29 protein-coding genes are annotated in these 24,866 nt (G+C 54.7%); 7 read left to right on the top strand and 22 right to left on the bottom strand.

Annotated elements, in window-relative coordinates; genetic code table 11:
* Positions 1–9: 9 nt before the first annotated feature.
* The 3 genes from dapF to glnA form a co-directional block, all read right to left on the bottom strand.
* Entirely contained in the window at positions 10–843 is an 834-nt protein-coding gene (gene dapF / locus G340_RS0112085; protein WP_020073910.1) for a diaminopimelate epimerase, read from the bottom strand.
* A gap of 125 nt (positions 844–968) precedes the next feature.
* Entirely contained in the window at positions 969–1,499 is a 531-nt protein-coding gene (locus G340_RS0112090; protein ID WP_020073911.1) for an ANTAR domain-containing response regulator, read from the bottom strand.
* Between the two features lie 45 nt (positions 1,500–1,544).
* The gene (gene glnA / locus G340_RS0112095) at positions 1,545–2,879 is read right to left on the bottom strand and encodes a type I glutamate--ammonia ligase (RefSeq protein ID WP_020073912.1); all 1,335 of its coding nucleotides are present in this window, start codon (positions 2,877–2,879) and stop codon (positions 1,545–1,547) included.
* A gap of 328 nt (positions 2,880–3,207) precedes the next feature.
* Between glnA and G340_RS0112100 the strand changes: the two genes are divergently transcribed.
* A complete protein-coding gene (locus G340_RS0112100) occupies positions 3,208–3,435 on the top strand; it encodes a hypothetical protein (RefSeq protein WP_020073913.1) in 228 nt (75 codons plus the stop codon).
* A 190-nt stretch (positions 3,436–3,625) separates the two neighbouring features.
* On the opposite strand, the gene eno is transcribed toward G340_RS0112100, so the two are convergent.
* Together eno and G340_RS0112110 are read right to left on the bottom strand one after the other, a co-directional pair.
* Positions 3,626–4,912 (bottom strand): phosphopyruvate hydratase, encoded by a 1,287-nt coding sequence (gene eno / locus G340_RS0112105; RefSeq protein WP_020073914.1) that lies wholly within the window; start codon positions 4,910–4,912, stop codon positions 3,626–3,628.
* Positions 4,913–5,162: 250 nt separating this feature from the next.
* The gene (locus tag G340_RS0112110; RefSeq protein WP_020073915.1) at positions 5,163–5,951 is read right to left on the bottom strand and encodes a ZIP family metal transporter; all 789 of its coding nucleotides are present in this window, start codon (positions 5,949–5,951) and stop codon (positions 5,163–5,165) included.
* A 116-nt stretch (positions 5,952–6,067) separates the two neighbouring features.
* Here G340_RS0112110 and G340_RS18245 point away from each other — a divergent pair, with 116 nt between their 5' ends.
* On the top strand, positions 6,068–6,241 hold the full coding sequence (locus G340_RS18245) for a hypothetical protein (protein WP_020073916.1): 174 nt from the start codon (positions 6,068–6,070) through the stop codon (positions 6,239–6,241).
* A 253-nt stretch (positions 6,242–6,494) separates the two neighbouring features.
* Here G340_RS18245 and G340_RS0112120 read toward each other — a convergent pair whose 3' ends face one another.
* The 4 genes from G340_RS0112120 to G340_RS0112135 all read right to left on the bottom strand — a co-directional run bounded on the left by G340_RS0112120 (position 6,495) and on the right by G340_RS0112135 (position 10,077).
* Entirely contained in the window at positions 6,495–7,007 is a 513-nt protein-coding gene (locus tag G340_RS0112120) for a ferritin (RefSeq protein WP_027103989.1), read from the bottom strand.
* Positions 7,008–7,280: 273 nt separating this feature from the next.
* Positions 7,281–8,501: an HD-GYP domain-containing protein gene (locus tag G340_RS0112125; RefSeq protein ID WP_020073918.1), complete on the bottom strand. Its 1,221-nt coding sequence runs from the start codon at positions 8,499–8,501 to the stop codon at positions 7,281–7,283.
* Positions 8,502–8,628: 127 nt separating this feature from the next.
* The gene (locus G340_RS18250) at positions 8,629–8,805 is read right to left on the bottom strand and encodes a hypothetical protein (protein WP_020073919.1); all 177 of its coding nucleotides are present in this window, start codon (positions 8,803–8,805) and stop codon (positions 8,629–8,631) included.
* Positions 8,806–9,198: 393 nt separating this feature from the next.
* Entirely contained in the window at positions 9,199–10,077 is an 879-nt protein-coding gene (locus G340_RS0112135) for a deoxyribonuclease IV (protein ID WP_020073920.1), read from the bottom strand.
* Between the two features lie 274 nt (positions 10,078–10,351).
* On the opposite strand from G340_RS0112135, the gene G340_RS0112140 reads away from it, so the two are divergent.
* From G340_RS0112140 to G340_RS0112150, 3 genes are all read left to right on the top strand, one after another.
* Positions 10,352–12,976, top strand: a complete 2,625-nt coding sequence (locus tag G340_RS0112140; protein WP_326522394.1) for a YhgE/Pip domain-containing protein — start codon at positions 10,352–10,354, stop codon at positions 12,974–12,976.
* Between the two features lie 13 nt (positions 12,977–12,989).
* Entirely contained in the window at positions 12,990–15,215 is a 2,226-nt protein-coding gene (locus tag G340_RS0112145) for a YhgE/Pip domain-containing protein (RefSeq protein WP_020073922.1), read from the top strand.
* 100 nt (positions 15,216–15,315) lie between these two features.
* The gene (locus G340_RS0112150; RefSeq protein WP_020073923.1) at positions 15,316–16,116 is read left to right on the top strand and encodes a lytic transglycosylase domain-containing protein; all 801 of its coding nucleotides are present in this window, start codon (positions 15,316–15,318) and stop codon (positions 16,114–16,116) included.
* 67 nt (positions 16,117–16,183) lie between these two features.
* On the opposite strand, the gene G340_RS0112155 is transcribed toward G340_RS0112150, so the two are convergent.
* From G340_RS0112155 to G340_RS0112160, 3 genes are read right to left on the bottom strand one after another with little or no spacing between them, the layout of a single operon-like run.
* Positions 16,184–16,648, bottom strand: coding sequence for a pyridoxamine 5'-phosphate oxidase family protein (locus G340_RS0112155; protein WP_027103991.1), 465 nt, complete (start codon positions 16,646–16,648; stop codon positions 16,184–16,186).
* Positions 16,645–16,947, bottom strand: coding sequence for a hypothetical protein (locus G340_RS17985; protein ID WP_154653197.1), 303 nt, complete (start codon positions 16,945–16,947; stop codon positions 16,645–16,647). The genes G340_RS0112155 and G340_RS17985 overlap by 4 nt, the downstream gene beginning before the upstream one ends.
* Positions 16,944–17,513: a hypothetical protein gene (locus G340_RS0112160; protein ID WP_020073925.1), complete on the bottom strand. Its 570-nt coding sequence runs from the start codon at positions 17,511–17,513 to the stop codon at positions 16,944–16,946. The genes G340_RS17985 and G340_RS0112160 overlap by 4 nt, the downstream gene beginning before the upstream one ends.
* A 263-nt stretch (positions 17,514–17,776) precedes the next feature.
* Between G340_RS0112160 and G340_RS16745 the strand changes: the two genes are divergently transcribed.
* A complete protein-coding gene (locus G340_RS16745) occupies positions 17,777–18,262 on the top strand; it encodes a low molecular weight protein-tyrosine-phosphatase (protein WP_020073927.1) in 486 nt (161 codons plus the stop codon).
* 96 nt (positions 18,263–18,358) lie between these two features.
* Here G340_RS16745 and G340_RS0112175 read toward each other — a convergent pair whose 3' ends face one another.
* The 9 genes from G340_RS0112175 to G340_RS0112215 form a co-directional block, all read right to left on the bottom strand.
* Entirely contained in the window at positions 18,359–18,577 is a 219-nt protein-coding gene (locus tag G340_RS0112175; RefSeq protein ID WP_020073928.1) for a DUF1653 domain-containing protein, read from the bottom strand.
* A gap of 132 nt (positions 18,578–18,709) precedes the next feature.
* Entirely contained in the window at positions 18,710–19,192 is a 483-nt protein-coding gene (locus G340_RS0112180; protein ID WP_020073929.1) for a VOC family protein, read from the bottom strand.
* On the bottom strand, positions 19,192–19,581 hold the full coding sequence (locus G340_RS0112185) for a hypothetical protein (protein ID WP_020073930.1): 390 nt from the start codon (positions 19,579–19,581) through the stop codon (positions 19,192–19,194). The genes G340_RS0112180 and G340_RS0112185 overlap by 1 nt, the downstream gene beginning before the upstream one ends.
* A gap of 5 nt (positions 19,582–19,586) precedes the next feature.
* Positions 19,587–20,546, bottom strand: a complete 960-nt coding sequence (locus tag G340_RS0112190) for a GNAT family N-acetyltransferase (protein ID WP_020073931.1) — start codon at positions 20,544–20,546, stop codon at positions 19,587–19,589.
* Complete coding sequence (locus G340_RS0112195; protein WP_020073932.1) at positions 20,518–20,895, bottom strand: MmcQ/YjbR family DNA-binding protein; 378 nt, start codon at positions 20,893–20,895, stop codon at positions 20,518–20,520. The genes G340_RS0112190 and G340_RS0112195 overlap by 29 nt, the downstream gene beginning before the upstream one ends.
* Positions 20,892–21,431 (bottom strand): RNA 2',3'-cyclic phosphodiesterase, encoded by a 540-nt coding sequence (gene thpR / locus G340_RS0112200; RefSeq protein ID WP_020073933.1) that lies wholly within the window; start codon positions 21,429–21,431, stop codon positions 20,892–20,894. Before thpR ends, G340_RS0112195 begins: the two co-directional genes overlap by 4 nt.
* Before the next feature lie 2 nt (positions 21,432–21,433).
* Entirely contained in the window at positions 21,434–21,871 is a 438-nt protein-coding gene (locus tag G340_RS0112205; protein ID WP_020073934.1) for a YaiI/YqxD family protein, read from the bottom strand.
* Entirely contained in the window at positions 21,868–22,266 is a 399-nt protein-coding gene (locus G340_RS0112210) for an MmcQ/YjbR family DNA-binding protein (protein ID WP_020073935.1), read from the bottom strand. Before G340_RS0112210 ends, G340_RS0112205 begins: the two co-directional genes overlap by 4 nt.
* A gap of 60 nt (positions 22,267–22,326) precedes the next feature.
* Complete coding sequence (locus tag G340_RS0112215) at positions 22,327–23,583, bottom strand: hypothetical protein (RefSeq protein WP_326522395.1); 1,257 nt, start codon at positions 23,581–23,583, stop codon at positions 22,327–22,329.
* A gap of 388 nt (positions 23,584–23,971) precedes the next feature.
* Here G340_RS0112215 and G340_RS0112220 point away from each other — a divergent pair, with 388 nt between their 5' ends.
* Positions 23,972–24,508 (top strand): superoxide dismutase family protein, encoded by a 537-nt coding sequence (locus G340_RS0112220; RefSeq protein ID WP_020073937.1) that lies wholly within the window; start codon positions 23,972–23,974, stop codon positions 24,506–24,508.
* A 41-nt stretch (positions 24,509–24,549) separates the two neighbouring features.
* Here the strand turns inward: G340_RS0112220 and G340_RS0112225 are convergent, their stop codons facing one another.
* Positions 24,550–24,864, bottom strand: coding sequence for a hypothetical protein (locus G340_RS0112225; protein ID WP_020073938.1), 315 nt, complete (start codon positions 24,862–24,864; stop codon positions 24,550–24,552).
* Positions 24,865–24,866: the final 2 nt, after the last annotated feature.

Below are 24,866 nucleotides of genomic sequence, written 5' to 3' on the forward strand. Positions count from 1 at the left end.
GGGGCAGTCTCAATCGATCTGCCCGTCGAATACAAATTCCGCGGGGCCCTGCATAAAGACCTCGTCGGTCTCCTCGTCCCAGCGGATGAAGAGGTCGCCGCCCTTGAGGTGCACAAGCACCTGCCGGCCGGTTTTGCCGCCCAGCGCGCAGGCAACCGCCACGGCGCAGGCGCCGGTGCCGCAGGCCCAGGTTTCGCCGGAGCCGCGCTCCCAAACGCGCATTTTTACCTCGTTCTCACCGATCATCTGCACAAACTCCGTGTTGACGCGCTGCGGGAACATGTGGTGAAACTCGAACGAAGGGCCGATGGAAGAGAGCGGAAGGGCGTCCACGTCCTCCACAAAAACAACGCAGTGGGGGTTGCCCATCGAAACGCAGGTAACGTGGTATTCCTTACCCGCGATCTCCACCGGATGATCGATCACCCGCTCGGTTTCAAACAGCGTGGGGATTTTCGGTGCGGAAAGCTCCGGCCTGCCCATGTTGACCGTAACGCTGGTTACGCGGTCGTTTTCGTCCACCGTTAAAAACAGCGTCTTTATCCCGCTCTGCGTATCCACCGTAAGGGTCTTTTTCTTCGCGATGCCCCGCTCGTAGGCATACTTGCCCACACAGCGGATGCCGTTGCCGCACATCATGGCGCGGGAACCGTCCGCGTTGTAAATATCCATGGAGCAGTCCGCTTTCTCGCTGGGGCCGATCAGAATGATCCCGTCGGAGCCCACTCCAAAATGCCTGTCGCTGAGCCGAACCGACAGCGCGGCCGGGTCTGTTACAGGCTCTTCAAAACAATTAAAATACAAATAGTCGTTGCCGATGCCGTGCATCTTTGTAAACTTCAATCTTTACTCCCCCTTCAGGAACGATGAACTCATAGCATTTTTCCGCTGGCTGGCAGAACAATTTGTTCCGCCGGCTTGTCGGAAATTTATATTTTATTTTACCAAATTCTAACATAAGGTATGCACTAAAACAGTTCCAGTACAATGGCCGCGATTTCGATCAGGCGTTTGCCCGTATCCATGCTTTTCTTTTGCAGAAAACGGTGCGCCTGTGCCTCCGTAAAATAGTTGCGCTCCATCAAAAGCTGCTTGGCGCGCTGAAGAAGCTCCTTTTGCTCCTCCTCAAAATTTCTGCGGGCCGGAATCCCCGGTTCCGCCAGGTTGAGGAGCATGTTGACCGACGAGGTCAAATCCGGCTTGTTCAGCGGCGTCATCAGGCAGGCCGAATTCAGGTTCGCAGCCATTTCCGCCTGATGGGGCTTTACGATAAACAAAAAATCATAATTGGGGGCCATCTGCGGAAGATCCCACGCCGTAACGTCCTGTAAGTCCAGAGTACACACCACAACACCGCCGCGGTAGTGGTAGCTGGTCATTTCCAGCAGCTGCGCGCCGGTGGTGCACAGGCCGTACACCAGCACGCCGCCGGTTTTCAGCACCGTGCCGATCCGCCGGGCAGAATCCTTATTTGAATTTGCAACGATCACACTGCCCATCCATGGTCACACCCCCGTCGCAGAATCAGAGCCCTTTGCCGATCCTCAGAATTTTTCGAGATACTCCTCCAGCTCCCATTGCGTTACGGTGCTGTTAAAGCGGTTCCATTCCTGTTCCTTGGCCTCGATGTATTTCTGATACACATGGCTGCCCAGAACCTCACGCAAAAACGGATCCTGTTTCAGCTCCTGCACAGCTTCCATCAGGTTGGAGGGAAGGCTGTCGATTTCACGCTCCTGCCGCTCGTCGGGCGACATGGCATAAATATTGGAGCCAACCGGTGCGGGCGGCATCAGCTCCTCGCGGATTCCCTCCAACCCCGCGGCCAGCAGCACCGCCATTTGCAGGTACGGGTTCGCCGCAAGATCGGGGTTTCTCAGCTCTACGCGGGTACCAACGCCCCGGGCGCTCGGCACGCGCACCAGCGCGCTGCGGTTGCCGGTCGTCCACGCGATGTAGCGGGGCGCCTCGTAGCCGGTCACCAGGCGTTTATACGAGTTCACCAGCGGATTGGTAAACGGGCAGATTCCCTTGATATGGCGGATCACACCGGCGATAAAGTGGTACGCAAGCCGACTCAGCCCGGTTTCGCTCTCCGGGTCGTAAAACACGTTTTCCCCGCCCCGGAACAGTGAGATGTTCGTGTGCAGGCCTGAGCCCGCCTGCCCGGAAAGGGGCTTCGGCATAAACGACGCGCACAGGCCGTGGGCGTTCGCCACATTTTTGACGACCATCTTAAACGTCATCATCTGGTCGGCGGAGCGCAGCGCCTCCTGGTATTTAAAGTCGATCTCATGCTGCGCCGTGGCGAGCTCATGGTGAGAGGCCTCTACCCCGCAGCCCAGCTCCTCCATCGTCATGCAGATGTCGCGGCGGGCGCTTTCGCCCAAATCCGCGGGGCCAAGGTCAAAATACCCGGCGGTGTCGTGCGTTACGGTGGTAGGGTGACCAAATTCATCTGTGTTGAACAGGAAGAACTCGCACTCGAACCCCACATTCAGGACAAAGCCCATCCCGGCGGCATCCTTCAGCGCCCGTTTCAGAATATAGCGGGGATCCCCTTCAAACGGGGTGCCGTCCGGCTTGTAAACGTCGCAGATCAGCCGGGCGGTTTTTCCGCCGATCTGCCGGCTCCAGGGCAGAATCAGGAAGGTATCCAGATCCGGGTGGAGATACATGTCGGACTCCTCGATGCGGACAAACCCCTCGATAGAGGAACCATCGAACATACACTGGTTATCCAGAGCTTCTTCAATTTTCCCGCTGGTGATGACCACGTTTTTGATCGCGCCGAACATATCGGTAAACTGCAAACGGATAAAGCGGACGTTATTCTGCTGAATCAGTTCCAGAATATCCGCTTTGGTATACCTGCTCAAACACCTCTACCTCCTTAAAAATAAAAACAGCAAGGCCGCTCCTTGTCAGAACCTCCTTGCTGTCGTAGAATTTATGAATAATATCGTATATATTGTAACTATTTATACGTTGCTTGTCAATCATTTTCCGACTACTTCTCTGAATTTATGGTAATGCACAAATTTCCCCCGGAACCGGATTCATTTCCTGACTTTCTCACAGGGCGCAGCGAAAACGGTGCCCTGTGCCAAACTGCCCTATAGATAGGAAGAATGAACAGACGGCGGAGAATTTCTGCACAAATTGCCGGGTGCAAAGGGTGTTTATTGATTATTATGCAGGAAATCAGTGAAAAAAATGCAAACCCGGGCGGTCACCCGCAGCAGCCGCCCCAAGGGCGCAAAGCGCGGCCACGGGACGCGGCCCAAAGCGCCTTTGCCGGCAGGGCTGCCGCCCGCCGCTTTCCCGGCGGATACCGCCCGTTACCCGCGCGATGGAACAAAAACGGTGAAAAAGCTCCTTTTTGCGGGATTTTCCGTCGCTTTTCAATCGCTTTCGGGGGATTTTCCGGAATAAATTTCCGCCGGGACTCCCTGCGAAACCAGCCAAAATCCAATGAATAATTATTCAGCAAAACAACTCCGGATTCGGTATAAAAAGCTGACAAACGCCACGAGACCCCTCAAAAAAGGCGGTGAAAAAGATGCCGAACGACATCTTCTTCACCGCTTTGGCGGCTCCGCCGGGTCAGCGGCAGAGGAATGATTTACTTGCAGTCGTAGCAGCCCTTGCCGGGATAGCGGGCGGATTTGCCCAAATCCTCTTCAATGCGGAGCAGCTGGTTGTATTTTGCCACACGTTCGCTGCGGCTGGGGGCGCCGGTTTTGATCTGGCCGGCATTCATCGCAACTGCCAGATCGGCGATGGTGGTATCCTCCGTCTCGCCGGAGCGGTGGGACACAACGGCGGTATAGCCCGCGCTGTGAGCCATCTTAATGGCGTTCAGGGTTTCGGTCAGCGAACCGATCTGGTTGAGCTTGATCAGGATGGAGTTGCCGCAGCTGTTCTCAATGCCCTTCTGCAGGCGCTCGGTGTTCGTTACGAACAGATCGTCGCCAACCAGCTGAACCTTGTCGCCCAGGCGGGCGGTCAGCTTCTTCCAGCCCTCCCAATCCTCTTCGTCGAGTCCGTCCTCGATGGAGCCGATGGGATACTTGGAAACGAGATTCTCCCAGAAAGCAATCAGTTCGTCGGTGGTGTAATGCTTCTGGCTCTTCGGCAGCAGGTAGGTGCCCTTTTCGCTCTTCCACTCGCTGGAAGCGGCGTCGATCGCCAGCATAAAATCGTCATAGGGCTTGTAGCCGGCCGCCTCGATGGCGCGCAGCAGGTACTGAACCGCCTCTTCGTCGCTCCCAAGATTCGGGGCATAGCCGCCCTCGTCGCCGACAGCGGTGGAAAGGCCCTCTTTCTTGAGAATGGCAGCCAGAGCGTGGAACACCTCGGTGCACATGCGCAGGCCCTCGCGGAAGCTGGGAGCGCCCACGGGCATGATCATGAATTCCTGAACGTCTACATTGTTGGCCGCGTGTGCGCCGCCGTTGAGAATGTTCATCATGGGAACCGGCAGCGTATCGGAGGCGGCGCCGCCCAAAAAGCGGTACAGCGGAACGCCCTGAGCCTTGGCCGCCGTCTGAGCGGCCGCAAGAGAAACGGCAAGAATCGCATTCGCGCCCAGGTTGGACTTATCCTTTGTTCCGTCAAGCTCGAGCATAGCGGCATCGATTGCAGCGACATCGGAAACATCCATGCCGATCAGGCGGTCGCGGATGACGGTGTTGATGTTCTCAACAGCCTTCTGAACGCCTTTTCCGCCAAAGCGGGCCGGGTCCTTATCTCTCAGCTCCAACGCCTCAAACTGGCCGGTAGATGCACCGCTGGGTACAGCCGCGCGGGCCGTTACACCGTTTTCCAGAAGAATCTCCGCTTCTACCGTGGGGTTTGCGCGGGAATCCAGAATTTCCCTGCCTTTTACATCCTTAATTTGATAAGCCATAAAACCGCTCCTTTATATTTGATTGACGGCATCCTTGATGCGCCGGTACAGCAACTATATCCGGGCAGAGACTCCCTTACCGATTGCTCTGCCATCTATTACCACACCCATAATATATCATATGTTTTTATTTTGTCAAGCGAATTATAATCGGCCGAACGACAATCCACCCGCCGAAAAACGGCCGCTTCCTCCCCGCCGCAAGCGGGAAACGTAATCGAGATTGGAAAACCGCATGACTGTAAATACTTTACCCCAAAGCAACGTCCAATATCATCATGAGGACAAATCCGGCCATCACGCCGAGTGTTCCCATATTGGAATGCTCACCGCGGCTGGCCTCCGGAATCAGCTCCTCCACCACCACATAGATCATTGCGCCGGCGGCAAACGAAAGCAGCCACGGCATGAGCGAAAGCACACGGCTTGCCAGCAGGATGGTGACGACGGCAAACACCGGCTCCACCGCGCCCGACAGCGTACCGCCCAAAAAGGCCCTGCTTACACTGAGGCCCTCGTTGCGCAAGGGCAGAGAAATGGCCGCGCCCTCCGGGAAATTCTGTATTCCCATGCCGATCGCCAGCACCACGGCCGCTGTCAGCGAGCCCTGCTCCCCGTTTTGCAGCGCAAGCGCAAAAGAAAGCCCCACGGCCATGCCCTCCGGAATATTATGTAGGGTAACGGCCAAAAACAGGAGCGTCGTTCTCTTCCACGAGGAAGAGACGCCCTCCGGCCGGCTTTCGCCCAAATGCAGGTGCGGCAGCACGTTATCGAGCGCCAGAAGAAACAGGCCGCCGAAAATAAAGCCGCCCGCCGCGGGAATCCAGCCCACCTGCCCGCGCTCCTCCGCCTGCTCAATGGCGGGCATCAAAAGCGACCAGATGGAGGCCGCGATCATCACACCGCTGGCAAAGCCCAGCAGCACTCTCTGTACATTGTCATGGATGACTCCGCGAAAGAAAAACACAAGCGCCGCGCCCAGCGTCGTCATTGCGAACGGAAATGCCAGCCCAAACGCCAGCCAAGCAACAGAATCCATATTATCTCCTATATTCTATCCAATTTCTCAAAAATACGGCCCGTCCCGCCTTCTGGTGGAATTTTCCTGCCATAAACCAGAGCCGGACCACACATAGTAAAACAGGGTGATACTTGGTGAAAGCAGAAAATCTTCAGGATCTGATCCGCAGAAGCAGCAGTACCAGACAATATTTCATGTCGCTGCCGGTTCCGGATCAAATGGAACTGCACCGGTACAACGAGCATGTGAAAACGGCAGACCAGCTGCACCGATACGCGGAATATCTGCAAAGCAACGGGCGCTTATAGGACCCGCCCGCCGTTCGCGGCAGCAAGCTGCCGACGGCTGAGAGAGCCTTAAAGCTCGAGACGGACGATGCCCGCCGCTGTGGGTACAGAGCGCCCTGCGCGCTCGTTATAACAAAACCGGTGAAAAGAAAAAGGGTTTGTCCTGTTGGGCAAACCCTTTTTCGATCGGTTCCGGGCGGTACAGGCTCCGCACGCCGAAAGGCTTCAGCCGCAGGCTGCTTTTCCACCCGGTGTGCAGAGCTCCCCGGCCGGCTTACAGAACCAGACTGGGCGCCGCGTATACTCTGCCTGCCAGCTCCTGATCCAACAGGTACAAGCCCTTGGAATCGGAACCGAACAGCTCTATCTTCTTAATAAGATTCTCCGCATTGGTCTCCTCTTCGCCCTGCTCCTTAACGAACCAGTCGAGGAACTGCATGGTGCGAAAATCCTTTACGCTGTATGCCTCATCATAAATCGTGTGGATCGAATTCGTTACATACTGCTCGTGGGCCAGCGCCGCCTTTGCGGGGCCGATCAAATCGCTGAACTTTGTGCCGGGCTTTGCAATGGCCTCCAGCACGATTTTCTCGTTGTTGTTCTGCAGGTATTGCAGGAACAGCATCGCGTGGTCGCGTTCCTCCTGCGCCTGAATCTGGTACCAGTTGGAAAAGCCGTCCAGCCCTTCCTCCTTATAGTAATTCGCAATATCCAAATACAGATAAGCAGAGAAGAACTCTTTGTTGATTTGCGTATTGAGCAGCGTTACAACCTTTTCATTTAACACAAATATCACTCCTTTGGCATTTGATTTTTCCGCCTGCCGGTTCCGCTCCCGCGGCTGACCGTAACGCCGGCCCGCCCGACCAAAGCTTGCCGCCCGGCAGTAAAAACCGGTAACAATTTTTCTTATTACCATTATACCATGACCGGGTGGTAAAGCAAGCCTGCAGAACGGAAAAAATCGTGACAGTTCAGGTGGAATTCTTGTTATAAATAACAAGAATCATTATCGATTTTAGATTCCACCATTTCCATCCCTGCAGGGATAAAGGACGGATCACTTGCTCTTGATCACTTTCAGGTCTTCCTCGAAAAACACGGTTCCCAAAACGGCGTCGATATCCCTCACGATCGATCCGTCAATCAGATTCTGCTTTGCCATGGTATCGAGAATCCCCACGGCGTCCTCATGAGAAAGCGCCATGCGGTAAGGGCGATCCTCCGTCAGAGCCTGGTAAATATCCACGCAGGCCAGCATGCGGGAATTGAAATCCAGCCGGTCGGCGGTAAAGCCGTAGGGGTATCCCTTGCCGTTGAGCTTTTCGTGATGATTGGCCGCCCATTCGGTAATATCCTCAAAGCCCTGCACCATCTCCAGCGCCTTGCGGGTATAGTAGGTGTGCGACTGAACCACGTCGATCTCTTCCCGGGTCAGGCTTCCCGGTTTATCCAGAATCTCGTTCGGCACCATGATCTTCCCCAAATCATGCAGATCCGCCGCGATCCGCATTTTCCAATATTCCTCTTCGCCGCAGCCGTAATAGCGGCACAAAATACCGGTCTTTTTGCTGATGCCGCGGGAATGTCCGCCCGTAAACGGGGATTTCGCATCGATGATCTTACTGTACAGCCGGGAGATTCGGCGGATATTCTGAAAGCTGAACTCCCGTGTTTGCTGCGGGAGCAAACGCTCCAGCTCGGGCTCGATAAACATTGGCTGCATATTCAGCCAAAACTCCCCGTGCTGCGAAACATGGAAAAACAGCCGCAGCAGCTCGGGGTCAAACAGGCGTGCGTCCCTTTTCAGCAGGGCCAGTATGTCGCGCGGGGTGTTTCCCTGCGCGTAATCCACCGCAATGCGGTTGGCAAGGGCGATCAGACGGGCGTAAAACGGGATCTCCTCGCCGCGCTTTCCGAAAAACCCGCTGCCGTCATAGCACTCGTGATGATATAAAATCACACCGGGAACCGGGCGGTTGAACGGGAAGTAGGCGACGTTCTCCTCCCCCGCCTCGCAGTGCATGATGTTCTTCTCAAGCCCGGCCATATCCACCGGATTTCTGTCCAGCAGAGAACGCGTGATCCCGTTATCGTGCAAAAGAGCATACGAGACCAAATCGAAGAACTCCCGCTCGGGCAGGTTTGTCAATTTCGCAATTCTTGCACAAATATAAGCAACATGTCTGGTATGATTGGTAACATCCTTGAGCAAATCCCTCTCCACAAAATCCAGCGTAAAGGAAAAAGAAAGCAGCATTTGATTCACGTTTAGCTTCATGATTCCGCCTCATATCTTCCGTGCATCACAATTCTGGAAACGCTTCCAAAAAATAAAAACGTCTATGTAATTAATTTATCGGACGATCGTCTTTAAAAATGAAGTCATCAGGCGGAAAAATTTGATCTCATAAACGGTTTTTGGATTTCCAAACGATTAGCTGCCGCAGTATTTCCTCCCGGGACTCTCCCTTTTTCTGCGACATGTCCTCCAGCAGACGATTAAAGCTTGGAAACCCGGTTCCAAAAGGATCCTTTACCTGCTGAATTCTGCGGTCCATTTTCTTAATCTCTTCCTGCGTCACAATAATCCCTCCATTAATGAATCGTGATTGATCATACATGTTGTGTTTTTGTACGCACCGCATCATTTTTTGAAAGTCACTGGTTTTTACCTGCAATTTAAAAATTCAGATATTTATTTACAAAAATTTCCTGCCAAATTGTCATTATTATAGCATAACGGGCCATATTAAGCAAACTTCATTTTGACGAAAAGCGACACACGATAACAATTTTTGCATTGCTGAATCAGGGCCGGGGCGCAAGCGCGGCTCCTGTGTCTGCTGGCCGCAGCTTCCCAACTTTTATTTTGTTTCCCGCAAAATCAACAAAAAGGGAAAGGCCGCTTTCGGGCGGCACTTTCCCAACTGGATACCGTTTTTTCGGCTCGGCCGCACAGCAGAGGAGTCCTGCGGCTATTTCTCTGAGAGCCGTTCCCCCGCTTGGCCCGGCATTGACCCCGGCTCCCGGTAAAGGCCTTTCAGCAGGAGAATCTCCTGCGCGTAGCCCGGCAGGTCGTTGGGGGTTTCCAGGTAAAAGGGCAGCTCCCGCAGGGCCGGGTGATTGATGATGCGTTCTATTGCAGAGATTCCCAGGCTGCCCTGCCCGATTTTCTGGTGGCGGTCCTTGTGGCTGCAAAAGGGATACATGCTGTCGTTGAGGTGGACGGCCCGCAGCCGTGAAAGGCCGATCTCCCGATCGAATTGAGCCAGCACGCCGTCCAGGTCATTGACCAGATCGTACCCGGCATCGTACACATGGCAGGTGTCGAGGCAGACCCCCATTTTCTCTGTGAGAACAACCTGATCCAGTATTCTGCGCAGCTGCGAAAAGCTCCCGCCCACCTCGGTTCCCTTCCCGGCCATGGTTTCCAGCAGCACGGTGGTCGTCTGCTCCGCACGCAGGATTCCGTTGAGCAGCTGTGCAATCTGCAAAATTCCCGCGTCCTCCCCCTGCCCGGTATGGCTGCCGGGGTGAAAATTATAGCAGCTGCCGGGCAGGTATTCCATGCGCCGCAGATCATCCTGCATAATAAGAAAGGCAAATTCCCGCACCTTCGGGTCTGCGGAGCAGGCATTGAGCGTATAGGGCGCGTGCGCCAGTATATGGCTGATCCCCTCGCGCCGCGCAAGCTCCCGCAGCGCGGCGGCATCTGCGGGGTCGATCTCTTTTGCTTTGCTGCCGCGCGGATTGCGGGTGAAAAACTGAAAGGTGTTGGCCCCAATGGAAACCGCATCCTTTCCCATCGCCAGAAAGCCCTTTGCAGCAGACAGATGACATCCGATTTTCAGCACTGTGTTTCTCCTTTCCCAATACAATTGTCGTCGCTTCCTACTGCAAGTATACCCGCTTTTTGTGCGCCTGTCTTGTTTTTCTTCTCTGCTATACCATATAAGTGCAATAAGTGCGGCAGAAAAAGCGCCCCCTGTTTATGCCCGCCAAAAGCGAGGGAGATTCACCCGCCATTGACAAACCACCGGAAAAGTGTACTATAATTAACCATGCAGCACCGGAAACCCGTTCGTGGCCATCCGGCCGAAGAGAGGAGTCTTCATGAAATTTTATAATATGAGAAAAATTTTTGTCAATGATTGGCACAGGATTCTGCATAATCCCGTCGCCCTGATTATAACCGTCGGCATCTGTGTTCTTCCGGCTCTTTATGCCTGGGTGAATATCAAGGCCTGCTGGAATGTGTACGAAAATACAGGCAGCATTCCGGTGGCCATCGTCAACAACGACCAGACCGTGGAATTCAGAGAAAAAGAGATCAACATCGGCAAGGATGTTGTGGATCAGCTGAAAAGCAACAAAAAGATCGATTGGAAATTCGTCAGCCAGAGGCAGGCCGACCTCGGACTGGCCGACGGCACTTATTTTGCCGCAATCGAGCTGCCCGCGGATTTTTCCGAAAGCTTCACCACCCTGTTTTCGGAGACGCCCGTCAAGCCAAAGATTATTTATAAGGTAGACACCAAGATAAACCCCGTGGCGGAAAAGATCACAGAGAGCGCGAAAAACACGCTGGTGCAGGAGATCAAATCAAATTTTGTATCCACGGTAAACCAGTCCATTTTTTCCATGCTCAACCCCGTGGGCGAAGACGCCGATAAGAACCTGCAAAGCGTCATTCAGATGAAAGACGCGATTGTGAACCTGAATCAGAACATGGAAGTGATTTCCTTCGCGCTGGACAGCCTGCACACGAACTCGATCAACCTGAATCAATTTTTGAACAGCGTTAACACCGCGTGGCCGCTGGTGGAAAACGGACTCGAAACTGCCGGGAAAACCGCCGCCAACCGGCAGGCGCTCTCGCGCGACGCCCAAAAGCGCCTGAACAACTCGCTGACCTATCTGGACACCAACCTCTCTTATGTGCAAAACTCCAGCCAGCGCACACACGCCCTGCTGGCGGAACTCAACAGCGCCGCAAAAGAGGGCGGCACGGCCAAAATGGACACCGTCTTTTCCGACCTGGACGCGACCCTGTCCGCCATGTCCAGCTCTGTGGACGCAACCGCCTCCTACCTGAAAAAATACCGTGAGATCGACTGGGGCGAGGACGCGGAAAACGCGGAAAAAATGCTGGCCTCTCTGCGTTCCTCTTTGGTGAACCTGCGCGGCCAGCTGGGAAAGCTGCGGAAAGATCTGAAAAACCTTTCCGCCGGCTCGGACGCCTTTTACGGCTACCTTAACAAAACCACCGCCGAGCTGGAGCAGCAGGTGCAGAAGATCGACGAATCGCTCGACACTCTGATTCCCACGCTGGAGGCTTTGAATGAATCTCTGCATTCCACCGCGCTGCAGGCATCGATCGACGCGCTGAAGTCGCTGCGCAATTCCGGCGTTGGCGGCAAGCTGATCACCCGTCTGAAAGAGATTGAGGCCACCCGGGGGAATACCGCCGCCGCGATTGCTTCGGTTGATCAGGCTGCCGCAGCCGGAATTCAAATGATCGACGACGCGATCCCGAAGATCGACCAGACAACCAAATTTTTGAAAACGGTTCAAAGCAATCAGGAGGATAAAAAAACACGGCTGACCAAGATGGTTCGTTCCCTTGATTCGGTTGCCGCGGAGCTGGACAACATGCGCGGCAAGCTCTCAAGCATTCACAAGCAGTCCGACGACGCCGCACAGCTGACCGCCGGGAAAGCCGACACCATCAACAACGATCTGTACCAGATGGAAAGCCAGCTGACAAACCTTTTAAAGGAATACAACCAGAGCATCCGCGGCGATGTGAGCACCATCGGCCAGCGCCTGGTCACCTCGGCCGACAATGCCGCCCGGCTCTCTCAGTCCGCTCAAAGGCTGGGCTCCGAAATCGGCGCCATGCTGAAAACGGCACAGTCGGGCACAAAGCTTTCCTCCGATTTGACCGGCTCGCTCAGCAGCAAATTAAAGGAGTTCAAAGGCACCATACAAACGCTTGGCAGCAAGCTCGAGCTGGTCGACAACGACGACGTCGTGCAAATCATTTCAATTTTGCAGAGCAACCCCGAATTCATGGGTGATTTTATCGCCGAGCCGTTTGAACAAAACGTGGAATACATCAACGCCGTTCCCAATTACGGCTCCAGCATGACGCCGATTTACACCGCGCTGGCGCTGTGGGTGGGCTGCCTGATTTTGAACTCGATCCTGCGGTCGCGCCCCCCAGAGTTTGAGGAAAGCGAAGGAATGACGCTGCGCGAAAAACATTACGGCAAAATGATGACGTTCTGCTCTATGGCGCTGGTTCAGGGCACCGTGATTTCGCTGGGCGATATTTTTCTGCTCAAAGTTTACGCGGTGAACAGCCTGCTGTTCGTCCTTTTCGCCGTGTTTTCTTCTTTGGTGTTCTGCATCATCACCTATACGCTGTACTCCACCCTCGGGAACGCCGGCAAGGCGCTGGCGATTGTCTATATGATTTTCCAGATTCCCGGCAGCGGGGGAACCTACCCCATTCAGGTGAACCCGCCGATTTTCAGCATTTTGCAGCCGCTGTTCCCGTTCGCCTACACGGTCAGCGGGTTCCGTGAGGCAATTGCAGGCCCCCTGACGAGTCAGGTGCTTCTGGATTTTGCCGTGCTGGGTCTGTTTGCCCTGATCTTTCTAATTGCCGGTTACTTCCTCGTTCAGCGGATGGCGGAACCCGTGCACCGCTTTGAAGAGATGTTTGAAAGCTCCGGTTTGGGCGAATGAAAGGGGGAACAACATGAAACAAATGAGTAAGCTGGGGAGCCTCCCCGCAAAGATTAAATCCGGCCTGCATTTTGTTGTGCACGAGCGGATTCGCCCCGTGTTCCTGGTTTTTTTGCAGGACCTGAAAACCATACGCCACAACAAGGCGACGCTGGCTGTTGTGATCGGCCTGTGCATTCTGCCGTCTTTATACGCGTGGGTCAATATTTATGCCTGCTGGGATCCATACTCCAATACCGGCAATCTGCCCGTCGCCATCGTGAACAACGACGAGGGCGCCGTTGTGAACGGGGAAATCATCAACGTGGGCGACACCATTGTGGAGGAGCTCAAAGAAAACCAGTCGATCGGGTGGCAGTTCGTCAGCGACTGGCAGGGCAATTACGGCCTGAATCAGGGAACCTATTATGCCATGATCGAAATCCCGCACAATTTTTCACAGCGGCTGGCCAGTCTGGCTACCGCAACGCCGCAAAAGCCTGTTCTGACCTATCGGGTCAACGAAAAGCTGAACGCGATCGCCTCAAAAATCACCAATGTGGCCAAGGATCGCCTGATTGACAGCATTGAAAGCAGCTTTGTCAAAACAGTGAATAAAAAGGCAATGAAGATGATCGACGACGGTTCCAAAGAAGCCCAGATGAATCCCTCGCGCCTGAAGGAGCTGAAAAGCTCTTTGCAGCAGGCCGATCAGGACATCACCCGCGCCAAGGCGCAGATCGACCAGGCCAGCGGCAACTCCAAAAGCTTTCAGAAATACCTGGACGAAGCCGCGGCGCTTTCCCCCACGATTGCCGACCAGATCACCGGCCTGCAGCAGATTTCATCCTCCGCGGCGTCCCTTGCGGAAAAAACCCAGCACACCGTTCAGTCGATCGCGTCCAACCTGAGCGCCGACCTGAACCGCATGCAGGAGCTGAACCAGCAGAACCAGCAGCTGATCGCCGCGCTGCGGAATATCAACGGCAATACACTAGATGAAAACACCAGGCGCATCGCGCAGCAGAACATCACCGTCTGCAAGGCGCTGGATGTGCTCCTCGATACCGACGTGAAGGATCTTGCCGAGCTGAATAAAGCATATGATCTGAACGCGCTGACGCTTCTGGTGAACTCCCTGAAATACGCCGACCGTCTCGTGAAAACACAACAGGATCTGCTGATGAAGCTGGTTGACGCGCAGAGCAGCGCGCCGAAGGAATCGATGGATGAGCTGCTCGGCACCCTTTCGGAGCTGAGCGACGAGCAGGCCAAGCTGGCGCAGAACCTTTCTTCTACCTACGCCTCGCAGGGGGCGCCGCTGCTCAACAGCCTCGGCGACGGCATTGTACAGTCGCTGTACGATACCAGCGGCCTGATCGGCTCGACGATGTCGATCGTGCCGCAGCTGGACGCGCTCGCCGCCTTTACAAAAGCCTCCAGCGAGCTGACGGTTCAGCAGGGCGTACAGATGACCGACCTGCTAAATACCCTACAGAAGGACTTGAGCCGCATCTTATCCCGGCTGGACACCATCTCTACCGAAGACCTGGAAACGCTGGAGGACCTGATCGAGAACCGCCCCGACGCCGTTGCGGATTTCATCTCTTCGCCCCTCGATGTGGAGCAGGTGGAAATCTACAAGGGCGGCACCTTCGGTACCGGGCTGACCCCGTTCTACACGGTTCTTGCTATCTGGGTGGGCGCGCTGCTGTTGTGCGCGTTCCTGACGGTACACTGCAAAGACCCGCAGGGGTACCAACTGAACCTCAAGCAAAAGCACTTTGGCAAAATGAACCTGTTCTTGTTCCTGTCGCTGATCCAGTCCACCATCATCACGCTGGGAGATGTTTTCCTGCTGGGGGTTGAACCGGAAAACTTCTGGCTGATGCTGTTGTTCAGCGCCCTTTGCTCCGTCGTATTTGTGGTGATCATCTTTACGCTGGTTTCTCTGTTCGGCAACGTGGGCAAGGCCGTCGTCGTCGTCATCATGGTCTTTCAGATGGCGGGCGCCGGGGGCATTTACCCCATTCAGACCAATCCGCACATATTCGGCGTCCTGCATCCGCTCTGGCCCTTCACCTACGGAATCAACGGCTTCCGAGAGGCGATTGCCGGCCCGTCGTGGGACAGCGTGTTTACGAACATTTGGGCGCTGATTGGCTTTATTGCGGTATTCCTCCCCCTGGCCGCACTGAAAAAGCCGCTGCACAAGGCCAATACTCTTTTTGAAAAGATGTTCCACAAGGCCGCGATCTAACGCGCCGGCAAGCTGAAAAAGCCGGAAAAAGGATTGACAAACCCGCCGGGGTGTATTACTCTGAAAGCAGAACAATTTGTCGAAAAAAGGAAGCGGTGCATTGAACACTCTGGATTTTCCCATTACCGGCGCTGCCGGTGTTGCAGGCAATGTCGGCAGACAAAATCTCCCCGGGAAGGCCGCGCCCCAGACAGGCGCTTCATTTTCTGATATTTTCGGCTCCGTGCGGAAAAGCACCGACCTCGACGCGGCGTTTGAAAAGGCTGCGGAGGCCTATGGGGTGCCGGTGAATCTGCTCAGGGCGGTGGCCAAGGCGGAATCCGGTTTTGACCCGGACGCGGTCTCTTCCGCCGGAGCGCAGGGCGTAATGCAGCTGATGCCGGGCACGGCCCGCAGTCTTGGCGTTTCCGACCCGTTTGACGCGGAGCAGAACATTATGGGCGGCGCCAAATATCTGAGCCAGCTTCTGCGGCAGTTTAACGGCGATACCACCCTTGCGCTGGCGGCCTATAACGCAGGCCCGGGCAGCGTGACGAAATACGGCGGGGTTCCCCCCTATGCGGAAACGCAGAATTATGTGCAGAAGGTATTGGGCCTGACTCAGGCCGATTTGGCGGCGGGAACCGCTCAAAGCGGCGCCGATGCCTCGCAGGAGCTTCTTCCCGCTCTGTCCGGCGGCACGGGCGCGCCTTCTTCTCTGGGCGCTTCCACCTCGGAAAGCTATCTTCTGATGAAGCTGTACCAGCATCAGGCGTTGCAGGCTATATTTTCGGATTCGGAGGACTCTCAAAGCCCGCTGTCGGGCCTGCTTTCGGATTCTCTGCTTTCCTCGCAGGATCCCGTCGCCGGTCTGTTTTCTGGCTCCAACACAACAGAGGATGCCTTGACCAGCCTTTTTTAAAACACAAATATTTTTATAATAAAGCAGCCGTACCCGGAGTAATGTTCGGGTACGGCCGTTTTTTGATTCAATCGTCGCGGTTGCGCTTCCCGCTGATCTTTTCCACGTGGATTTTGATAATACTCACGGCCGGCAGCTGCCGGCGGATCACTTCCTCCCTGCGCTCCAAAACGCCGGGAGCCAGAGTGTCGCAAAGCTGCAGCAGCCGTTTGGTTTTCTCCTCCGGGTCGGTAATGATTTCCGCGCGGCCCTCCACCATTACGCTGTCGTAATGGGTGACAAAGCGCTCAGGCATAATGGTTTCGCGGCCGATCACCACAAAAGAAACCCGGTTGTTTTCTTTGATCGTATCGATTTTCCGGCCCTTTACAAAGCAGTGAAAAAAGATCGCCTGCTCCTCCGGAAGATAATAATAGTTCAGCGGCACACCATACGGCTCTCCCTGCGAAGTGGCAATCGACAGCACACCATAGGTTCCCTCGCGCAGCAGCTGCACCGCGTCTTCCTGCGACATTCTTCTGCTTGGTCTCATGAAAGTCCTCCTGTTTTCTTTGCCGTCTGTATCTGGCGAAATTCATTGCTCTTTTCTCCAGTATACCAGCCAACGGGAGTCGAGGCAACCCGGTTCTTGCTGCCGCAAGCCCCAATTGCCATCCGCTTCGGTACAGCCTGCGGTGGTAACTTTTGCTTGCCGCCTCTGTGCAGATCGTGATATAATAACTCACACCGCTTGCCGGAAGCTTCGGGCAACTGACAGCGTATAGAATCATCGGCCTGATGATTCCGAAAATCAGAGTGGAGTTTTTGTAAGTCTATTTGACAATTTATCATATAGACAGACTATTATTGTTCTTTTCATTCTTCTCTATTTTCACGGGGTACACTCCAAATTCTGGAATATCAACCGCGGAAGGTCCGTAATAATACACCGCGTTTCCGCATGAGGTTTTCCTCGTTGATAAAGGCCCTTTCCAGTTTTTATCAAAAATATGGAGCTCTTTTATCACCTGATCAGCCTTTCCCGGGCTGAAGAGGTCGATAATAGCTCGGACATATTCCGGGTTCATTTCCTCCCTGTTTTTGCCTATTGCAAACAGATTGAGTCGTATACGACTCAATTTTCCTTTCGATTCTTCCGGATCAGACTCATCTGTATGCGACTCCGCTTTAAGATACCACCTGTCGTCATTGGAATAATACATATTGTAATCGTCCTTTAAAAGCTCCAGGGCCGGGTACCCTTTCTCTTTCATTTTTTCGTTCAGCTGGTTGACAAACTCCCCGGGGGATACCTCAAACCATTGGATTTCCCGGTTTCCATTGGTCTGATATCCATTTACAACGACATCCTCTTTTCCCGTATGACAGGATGAAAGTACAACAAACGCAGCTAACAAAATCCACAGAAATCTTCTTTTCAGTTGACCCCCCCTCTCCGCTTGTTAAGTTACTTCAATCTTATCATAATGCAAATTGCTATTTCAAGTATGCACCTCTAAAAGGAATAGAGTACAGTGTGTTTTCAGAAAGCTCCAATGACGTATTGCGCGGAGCAACAGATACGCGGGCCGCCAAAGCCGAATATGCCTTTCTCATTTACAAATAAAGGAATAGTAAATCATAAGATCATTTCTAATCAGTTTTTAATAGGAGAAAATACATGGTACGAGTTTTATTCGTCTGCCTTGGGAACATCTGCCGCTCTCCCATGGCGGAATTTTTGCTGAAGCACCTCGCCGCGGAGCGCGGCTGTGAGGACGAGCTTGTCATTGCGTCCGCCGCCACCAGTGCGGAGGAGATCGGCAACCCGGTTCACCGCGGCACCGTGAAAAAGCTTGCGGAGCACGGAATTTCCTGCGCGGGCAAGCACGCCGTACAGCTGACGCGGCGCGATTACCAAGCTTACGATTACCTGCTGGGAATGGAGCGTTCCAACCTTCGGAGCATGGCCCGAATTTTGGGTACAGACGATCCGCAGAAAATCCGGCGGCTTCTGGATTTTTCCGCCCACCCGCGGGATATCGCCGACCCCTGGTTCACCGGGAATTTCGACAGCACCTACGATGATATTCTGGAGGGCTGCAACGCTTTTCTGGATGATCTGGAAGCAAACGGCCTGATTCACCCCAAAGGAAAGGGGGAATGAAAGATCCCATTTTCCGTAGGAAAGACAAAGTCTGAAGCAACTTACATAAAAGCCCCCGTTCTGAAAATCAGAGCGGGGGCTTTTATCGCAATGCGGCTATTCACCAACATAGGAGAATCGGGGAACGCTTACGCCGTCCCGCTCAACGATTTCACTCCACATGTCGGCCGGACGCACCCAGACGCCGCCGTCCCCATACAGCGCGCGGTACACCGCCATTTCTTCCAGCGTTTCGGAATGGCGCGCAACACACAGCAGCTCATACTCGTTCCCTTTGAAATGGCGGTAGCGCCCGGGCTTTAAAGTCTCTTTCATTGTGCTTGTTTCCTTCCTAAAAAAACGGTCAATCAGGGCTGTTAAAGTAGATCGATTCCTGCCGCTTGAGGCCATTTGGGGATTGATCATCACGGGCAGTCCGCTTTGTCAGCCATACAGATTCGGCCAATTTCACAGCGCCTGCTGCTCCCGGATGCAGGACTCGATATACGAGAGCGGCACGTCCATCCGGCGGGCGGTTTCCTCGCACGATAGACCGGAATGGAGAAAGCGAAAGACCACCTGCCGCATTTTTTCGCCAACCTCTATGATATGACCGTCGGGGTCATAAAAGCGAACCACGCGCTGGCCCCATCGATGCTCTTTGACCGGGTGAACATATTTCAAGGCCGGCCACACGGCGAGTTTTTGCAGAAAGGCATCCAAATCGGCTTCTTCAAAATACAGCTCCGCGGCACGATTTTCAAATGTTAACTGCTCCTCCGAAACCTCTATCAACTCCCGCCAGCTCCCGGCGGTTTGCAGGACAACGCCGCCGGACAGCGTAACGTTCGCGCCGAAATCAGCGGTGATCTTCATCCCCAGCAGCCCGCAGTAAAACTGCTTGGAGCGTTCCATATCCCGCACAGCGAGCAGCGTGCAAACGTACTCCATCACAGCTCTTCCGGAGCAGAGATCGTTTTGCCCACAAGATCGATCACCCTTGCAAAGCCGTCCCGGTCTTTGAGCTTGCTGCCCAGAGAGGTGGGAATACACACGATGCGTTCGCGGCCCACCTGATCGATAAAGGTGCGCACCGCCGGAGGAAAGGTGCCGGCCCAAACCGGGAACACAAGCGCCACCGTTCCCTCCGGCTCCGGGCTATGGTAAGTAGCCGGCAGGGATTTGCCCGAGGCGGAGAAATACCCGGCCTTCATATATCCCCCGGCGCCAGACCAGTCGACGCCGTCCTCAATTTGCTCCGCCTGTGTGTGAAAATGGCTGGCCAACTGTTCGGCGATTCCCTTGCTCCTGCCGGAACGGGTAAAATAATACACCTGCATCCCTGTCAATCCTCCTCATTTTTAATATAAATCAGATGCGGCATTTCTTTGCCGTTATGGTATTTAATATGCTCGCCGGCCACCGTCATCCCCAGCCGTTCGGCGACTCTGCGCGAAGCGCTGTTTTCCGGGCGAATGTCGGCGATCACCTGCTGTGCGCCCAGATTGTCGAACGCATACCGCAGCCACGCTGCCGCGCCCTCCATCGCATAGCCCTGTCCCCAAAACCGCCGTGCGACAATATAGCCTAGTCCAAAATAGGTTTCCCCGTCGATTTCCTCCGGCAGAATGCCCATCAAACCGATCAGCTCGCCGCTCTCCTTTTGAACGGCGGCGTGGTGGGAATACCCGCAGGTTTGGTAGCGCCGGTTCGCGCGCTCAATCCATTCGGCGATCTGCGTATCGGTAAAGCCGTATTCCCAGGCATACATGGTTTGTTCATCCCCAAGAATCGGCCGCAGGGCCGCAAGGTCCTCTGTCCTCAGGCGACGAAAGCCGAGCCGAGGTGTTTCAAGCACCCACAAAGGGCGGCTGAAATACACCATATCCGTCAGCAAAACACCGCACTCATAAATCGGGTGATCATAATGCTCCGTAAAAAAGTCTTTGACCCGATGTGATTCCGAGAAGCCGCAGCGCCGATAAAAAGGCACCGTAGCGGGGCTGTCGCCGGTGCCGACCATCATCACATGACAGCGGGCGCCCCATTGTGTGCACAGCTCGCTGATGAGCCGCCTGCCAAGGCCCCTCCCCTGACTGTGGGGAGCGACCGCAATATTTTTCAGCTCGCAGACTCCGTCACCCTCGTCGGTAACGACCGCAGCCGCCAGAAGTTCCCCGCCTTCATACAGAACGGTCATTTCTCCGCGCTCCAAATACCGGTCGACCATCGACTCCTGTTCGTCTCCAAGGAGCAAAAGGGGAAGATACTGCTTTTTATTTTCCGTTATTTTGCGGTACTCCATCCTCACTCACCCCCCCGTGCCGCTGTTTGGGCCTTGTCAGCTCATAGCTTTGGCGCACCATTTGCTGCAGCTCATCCCACGGCACCTCGCTGTCCAGCAGAACGGTGTTCCAATGCACTTTATTCATGTGGTAGGCCGGCACAACACCGGCAAAGGCCGAACGCAGAAAATCTGCGTACATCGGCTCGCATTTCAGGTTGACACATGGATGCCCGCCGCGCTCATAGACAAACGCAAAGGATTTTCGGCTCCCCCTGTGGCGCAACACCGCCCATTCCTCGTCGAACGGGTAATCCTCATAAGCGCCGGGGTAGGTCAGGCAGTACGCAATCATTTCCTGCTTTGTCAAGGCTCATCCCTCCCTGCGCACACGGAATACTGCTCCGTATAGGTCAGCACCCCATTGGGCCGCTCCGAGCGCATCAGGCTGACTGTGTCAGCGCTTGCATCAAACGTTGCGCCCAATATCGCGCCGCAATCGACCTCTTGACGCAGGCGAACCCGCCGCGCGATTGTAATGTGCGGCGAAAAACGGCGTTCCTCCAGATGAAAGCCCTCCGCGATAAGATTGCCGCACAGCTCCTGCCGCAGCCGGAGCAGCGCCGGGTTTTCGGCAAGGCCGACCCACCAGATATCGCCGCCGTCGCGGCGAAAGGAGCCGATTTGATCAAAGGTCAGGCTCAAAGGCACGGCTCCGGTACGATCCATCGCCCTGCGGGCGGCCGCGGCCCTCTGCGCCGAAACCTCACCGAGAAAAGCCAGCGTCAGGTGCAGGTTTTCGGGCCGGGAAAAATCCCCCTGCGCGGCCTCGCGCAGGCGCCGCTGCACCGCCAGAATACGTTGTTTTGTTGCATCGTCGAAATTGACGGCAAGAAACAGACGCATGGTCATTCCTCCCCCAGCAGTCGCGCCAGTTTTTCACAAAACGCCTGATCCTGCTCCGGCAGGCGCTTGCGCGGCCCCTTCAGGCGGCCGCCCGCGTTGCGGATCTTCTTTGCGGTATGGCGGGCGAGCAAAAGGGCGTCGATATTCTGCGCCGTGTACTCCATGCCGTCCTGATTCAGAATCCGCGCGCCGCGCGCCAGACACATCGCCGCAAGGCCGTAATCCTGCGTGACGACGATGTCGCCGGGGTGCAGCAGGTTGACCAGAGCAAAGTCGACGCTGTCCGCTCCTTTCGAGAACACCAGCGTGCGGGCTCCCGCCTTTTCAAAATGGTGCGACGTATCGCACAGAATCAGGCACTCCACTCCGAAACGCCCGCAAAGACGCACCGCCTCATCCACCACCGGGCAGCCGTCCGCGTCAATCAGAACTCTGGTCACTTTGTAGTTTCCCCCAGTATTTCTCTTTGCAGCTTCTTGGTCAGCTTCTGGAACACCAGCCGGTAAGAATCGTCGCACAGCTGCCGCAGCAGCTCCGGCGGCAGCTCGCCGCCCAAATCGACCGAATTCCAGCAGCGCTTATCAGAATAAAAGCCGGGCAGAATTTCGGCATGCTCCCGGCGCAGCAGCTCCACGAGCAAAGGGTCGCACTTCAGGTTCAGCAGATCCTTCCCCGCATACATGGGGTCATGTTCCGCCCCCGGGCACATTCTGGCCGCAAACAGCCGTCCGCCCACCTGATAGCGCAGCCATCCCCACTCCGGTTTAAAATCTTTTGTCACACCGGGCTTTGTGAGCAAATATTCGTCGAGCCATGAATGCCGTTCACCGTTCATCCATTCTTCCCCTTTTCTTCGGCTGCATTCAGGCAGCGCTGATGGCCGCCAGACCGTGTCTTAATAATGCAGCATAATTTTATAAATATTAACCGGCCTGCCCTTCGGGACAATTCTTTTTTGCCCAATGACCTCGGCCTTTCCGTATTTCACCAGATTGGCCAGAAAGCGGTTGGCCGTTCTGGTAGAAATCCCAAGGCGATTGATCAGATCGAGAGAAGAGATTTCATCGGAGCCCTCCTCTTTGAGGACATGGATGATCTTGGATACCGTTTCGGGCGAAAGCTTTACCTCCGACGCCACACGGTAAATATAATCGCTCTCCACATCCGAAATCACAAGATCCACTTCGCCGCCGGGGGTCATGCAGATCATCTTGTTGTCTTCATCGATCAAGAAGCTTCGGTGGTTTTCATCACCAAAGTTCTCCCCGTGGCGCACCGCGTCCATGGCGTTCATGCGGGCCTGGTAGAAGTTGCGCCCAATTCCGTAGCCGATCGACCCCGAAAAGTTCAGATTTTTTTGCAGGTACGTATAGAAAGGGCACTCCAGAAAATTGTTGGTCAGCTTTGCAAGGGTGTCGCAGTCCGTGTAAATCTCAAAGCCGTCGCGGCTGTCTTTTACCGTCAGGCTGCCGCTGTACGCGCTGACGAGCGTCAGGATTTCTTTTTTATAAGCCAAAAACCGCATCTCTGTATTGCTGTATTTTCGCGTCAGCAGTTCCGAGCAGGTGATCAGAACGTTGGCAGGGTAGCTTTTTCGGGCGCGCATCGCATCAATCTTCGAGATTACCTCTCTCACCGTATTCGTCAGCGCGTTCTGGCTCGGGTAAATATAGTAGCAGGAATAGCCCATCTCCCGCATCCGCTGTGCCGTGGTGTAGAGATAGGTCAGCGCAAAATCAATTTCTCCGTTCCGGAATTTTTTTTCGACATAATGCGAGAAGCGCTTCTCCTCCTCCTCAATGACGAGGTGGCCGTAGTGGCGGAAGGTGTTGTCGTACTCCCGCGCGATGGTCGCGAGCGCGTTTTTCTCAATCGCTTCCGGCAGGGTCATTTTGTCCGCCATAAAATCCACCGCAACGCGCGAAAAATCCTGCTGCCTGCGCCGGATGCTCTCCCGAAGCAGGATGCGGTAAGTATTTTCGATGTCGATGTCAAGATAGCTCAAACTCGGGGTGTCCCCCTGACGAAGCTCCTCCAGCACGTGGTTTGGAATGACGCCGCTGGTGATAATCCCCTGAAAATCCAAATGGATTTTTTTATAAATTTCGCAAAGCTGCTCGATGGTCTCGTAAACAAAATATGTGATTTCCACATTTTCGGGAAACTGCAATTTGTGTTCCTGAAGATATGTGACAAGATGCTGTTTCAATGGCATTGCTATCCGATAAATCACCCAGGCGCCTCCCCTTTGCATCATGGAATAAGAGTCACTTTTCAAAGCGGCTCCACGTAAAAATGGCGGCTTCTCCCTCTGCCCTCAGCGGAGAAAGAAATCAACAATTGATAAAAACAATTTTACTGATAGCTTTAGAATACGATGATTTTGGGGACTTGTCAATAAAAGGAATTTCGAGCCTGCCGCTTTCTCCCCCGCGCAAAGGGACGGGAAAACGCCGAAAAAGCGCCCGCCCCCGAATGCGGACTTCTCCCATTGAGCAAATCATTTTTCACAAGCATACAATAGCGCAGGAGGTGCTTCTGTGCTTGATTTAAATACGCTTCAAAACACCGCGAAAAGAATTCCGGATGCACAGGCCGTCATCAAAGGAAGCTCCGCATACCCGCAGCTGCGCGGAACCATGCGCCTGCATCAGATGGAGGGCGGCGTTCTCGTCACCGCTCTGGTACATGGGCTGCCGCAGGGAGAAGGCTCCTGCCCGGTGAATGTGTTCGGCTTCCACATTCACGAGGGGAAAGCCTGCACCGGAAACGACCAAGACCCCTTTGCAGACGCCGGCGTTCATTTTAACCCGGGGAACTGCCCGCACCCCGCCCATGCGGGAGACATGCCGCCCCTGTTCGGCAACCGGGGCACCGCATATTTATCCTTTTTTACGGATCGCTTCACAGTTTCACAGGTAATTGGGCATACGGTCATCATCCATTCTCACCCGGATGATTTCACCACTCAGCCATCCGGCAATTCCGGAGCAAAAATCGCCTGCGGGCTGATTGAACGAACCGGCTGGCAGCAGTGGCAGCAGCCCCGGTGGGGCTGTGTGATGCCAAACTGCTGAACGGAAAAACACCGGCAGGAATTTTGCCTGCCGGTGTTTTTTTATTCTGTAGGCCGCTCAGGCGCTTCCGCCTTGTCGGCAGTCTCGCCGTTCAAGGCATCCCCATGCGGCTCCGCCATGGGCGCTAGCCGCTCCGCCGGCGCCATTTCGGGCATCCGCTCCCTTGGCGCATCGTCCGGCTCATTCCAGCTTTGCAGGGCAAAAAACATTCCGGCCAGCGCCACAAAGGAGGCCGTCACGCCGCAGGCAATCGACCAGCTGCGAATATCCAGCGGGCCGAGGATCATCGCCCCCAAAGCCAGAAGCAGGCCGAACCCCAAAAAGAATTTTGCGATTTTTTCATCGGTATCCAGCACAA

This window comes from Faecalispora sporosphaeroides DSM 1294 (assembly GCA_000383295.1).
In the GTDB taxonomy this organism is placed as follows: Bacteria; Bacillota; Clostridia; order Oscillospirales; family Acutalibacteraceae; genus Faecalispora; species Faecalispora sporosphaeroides.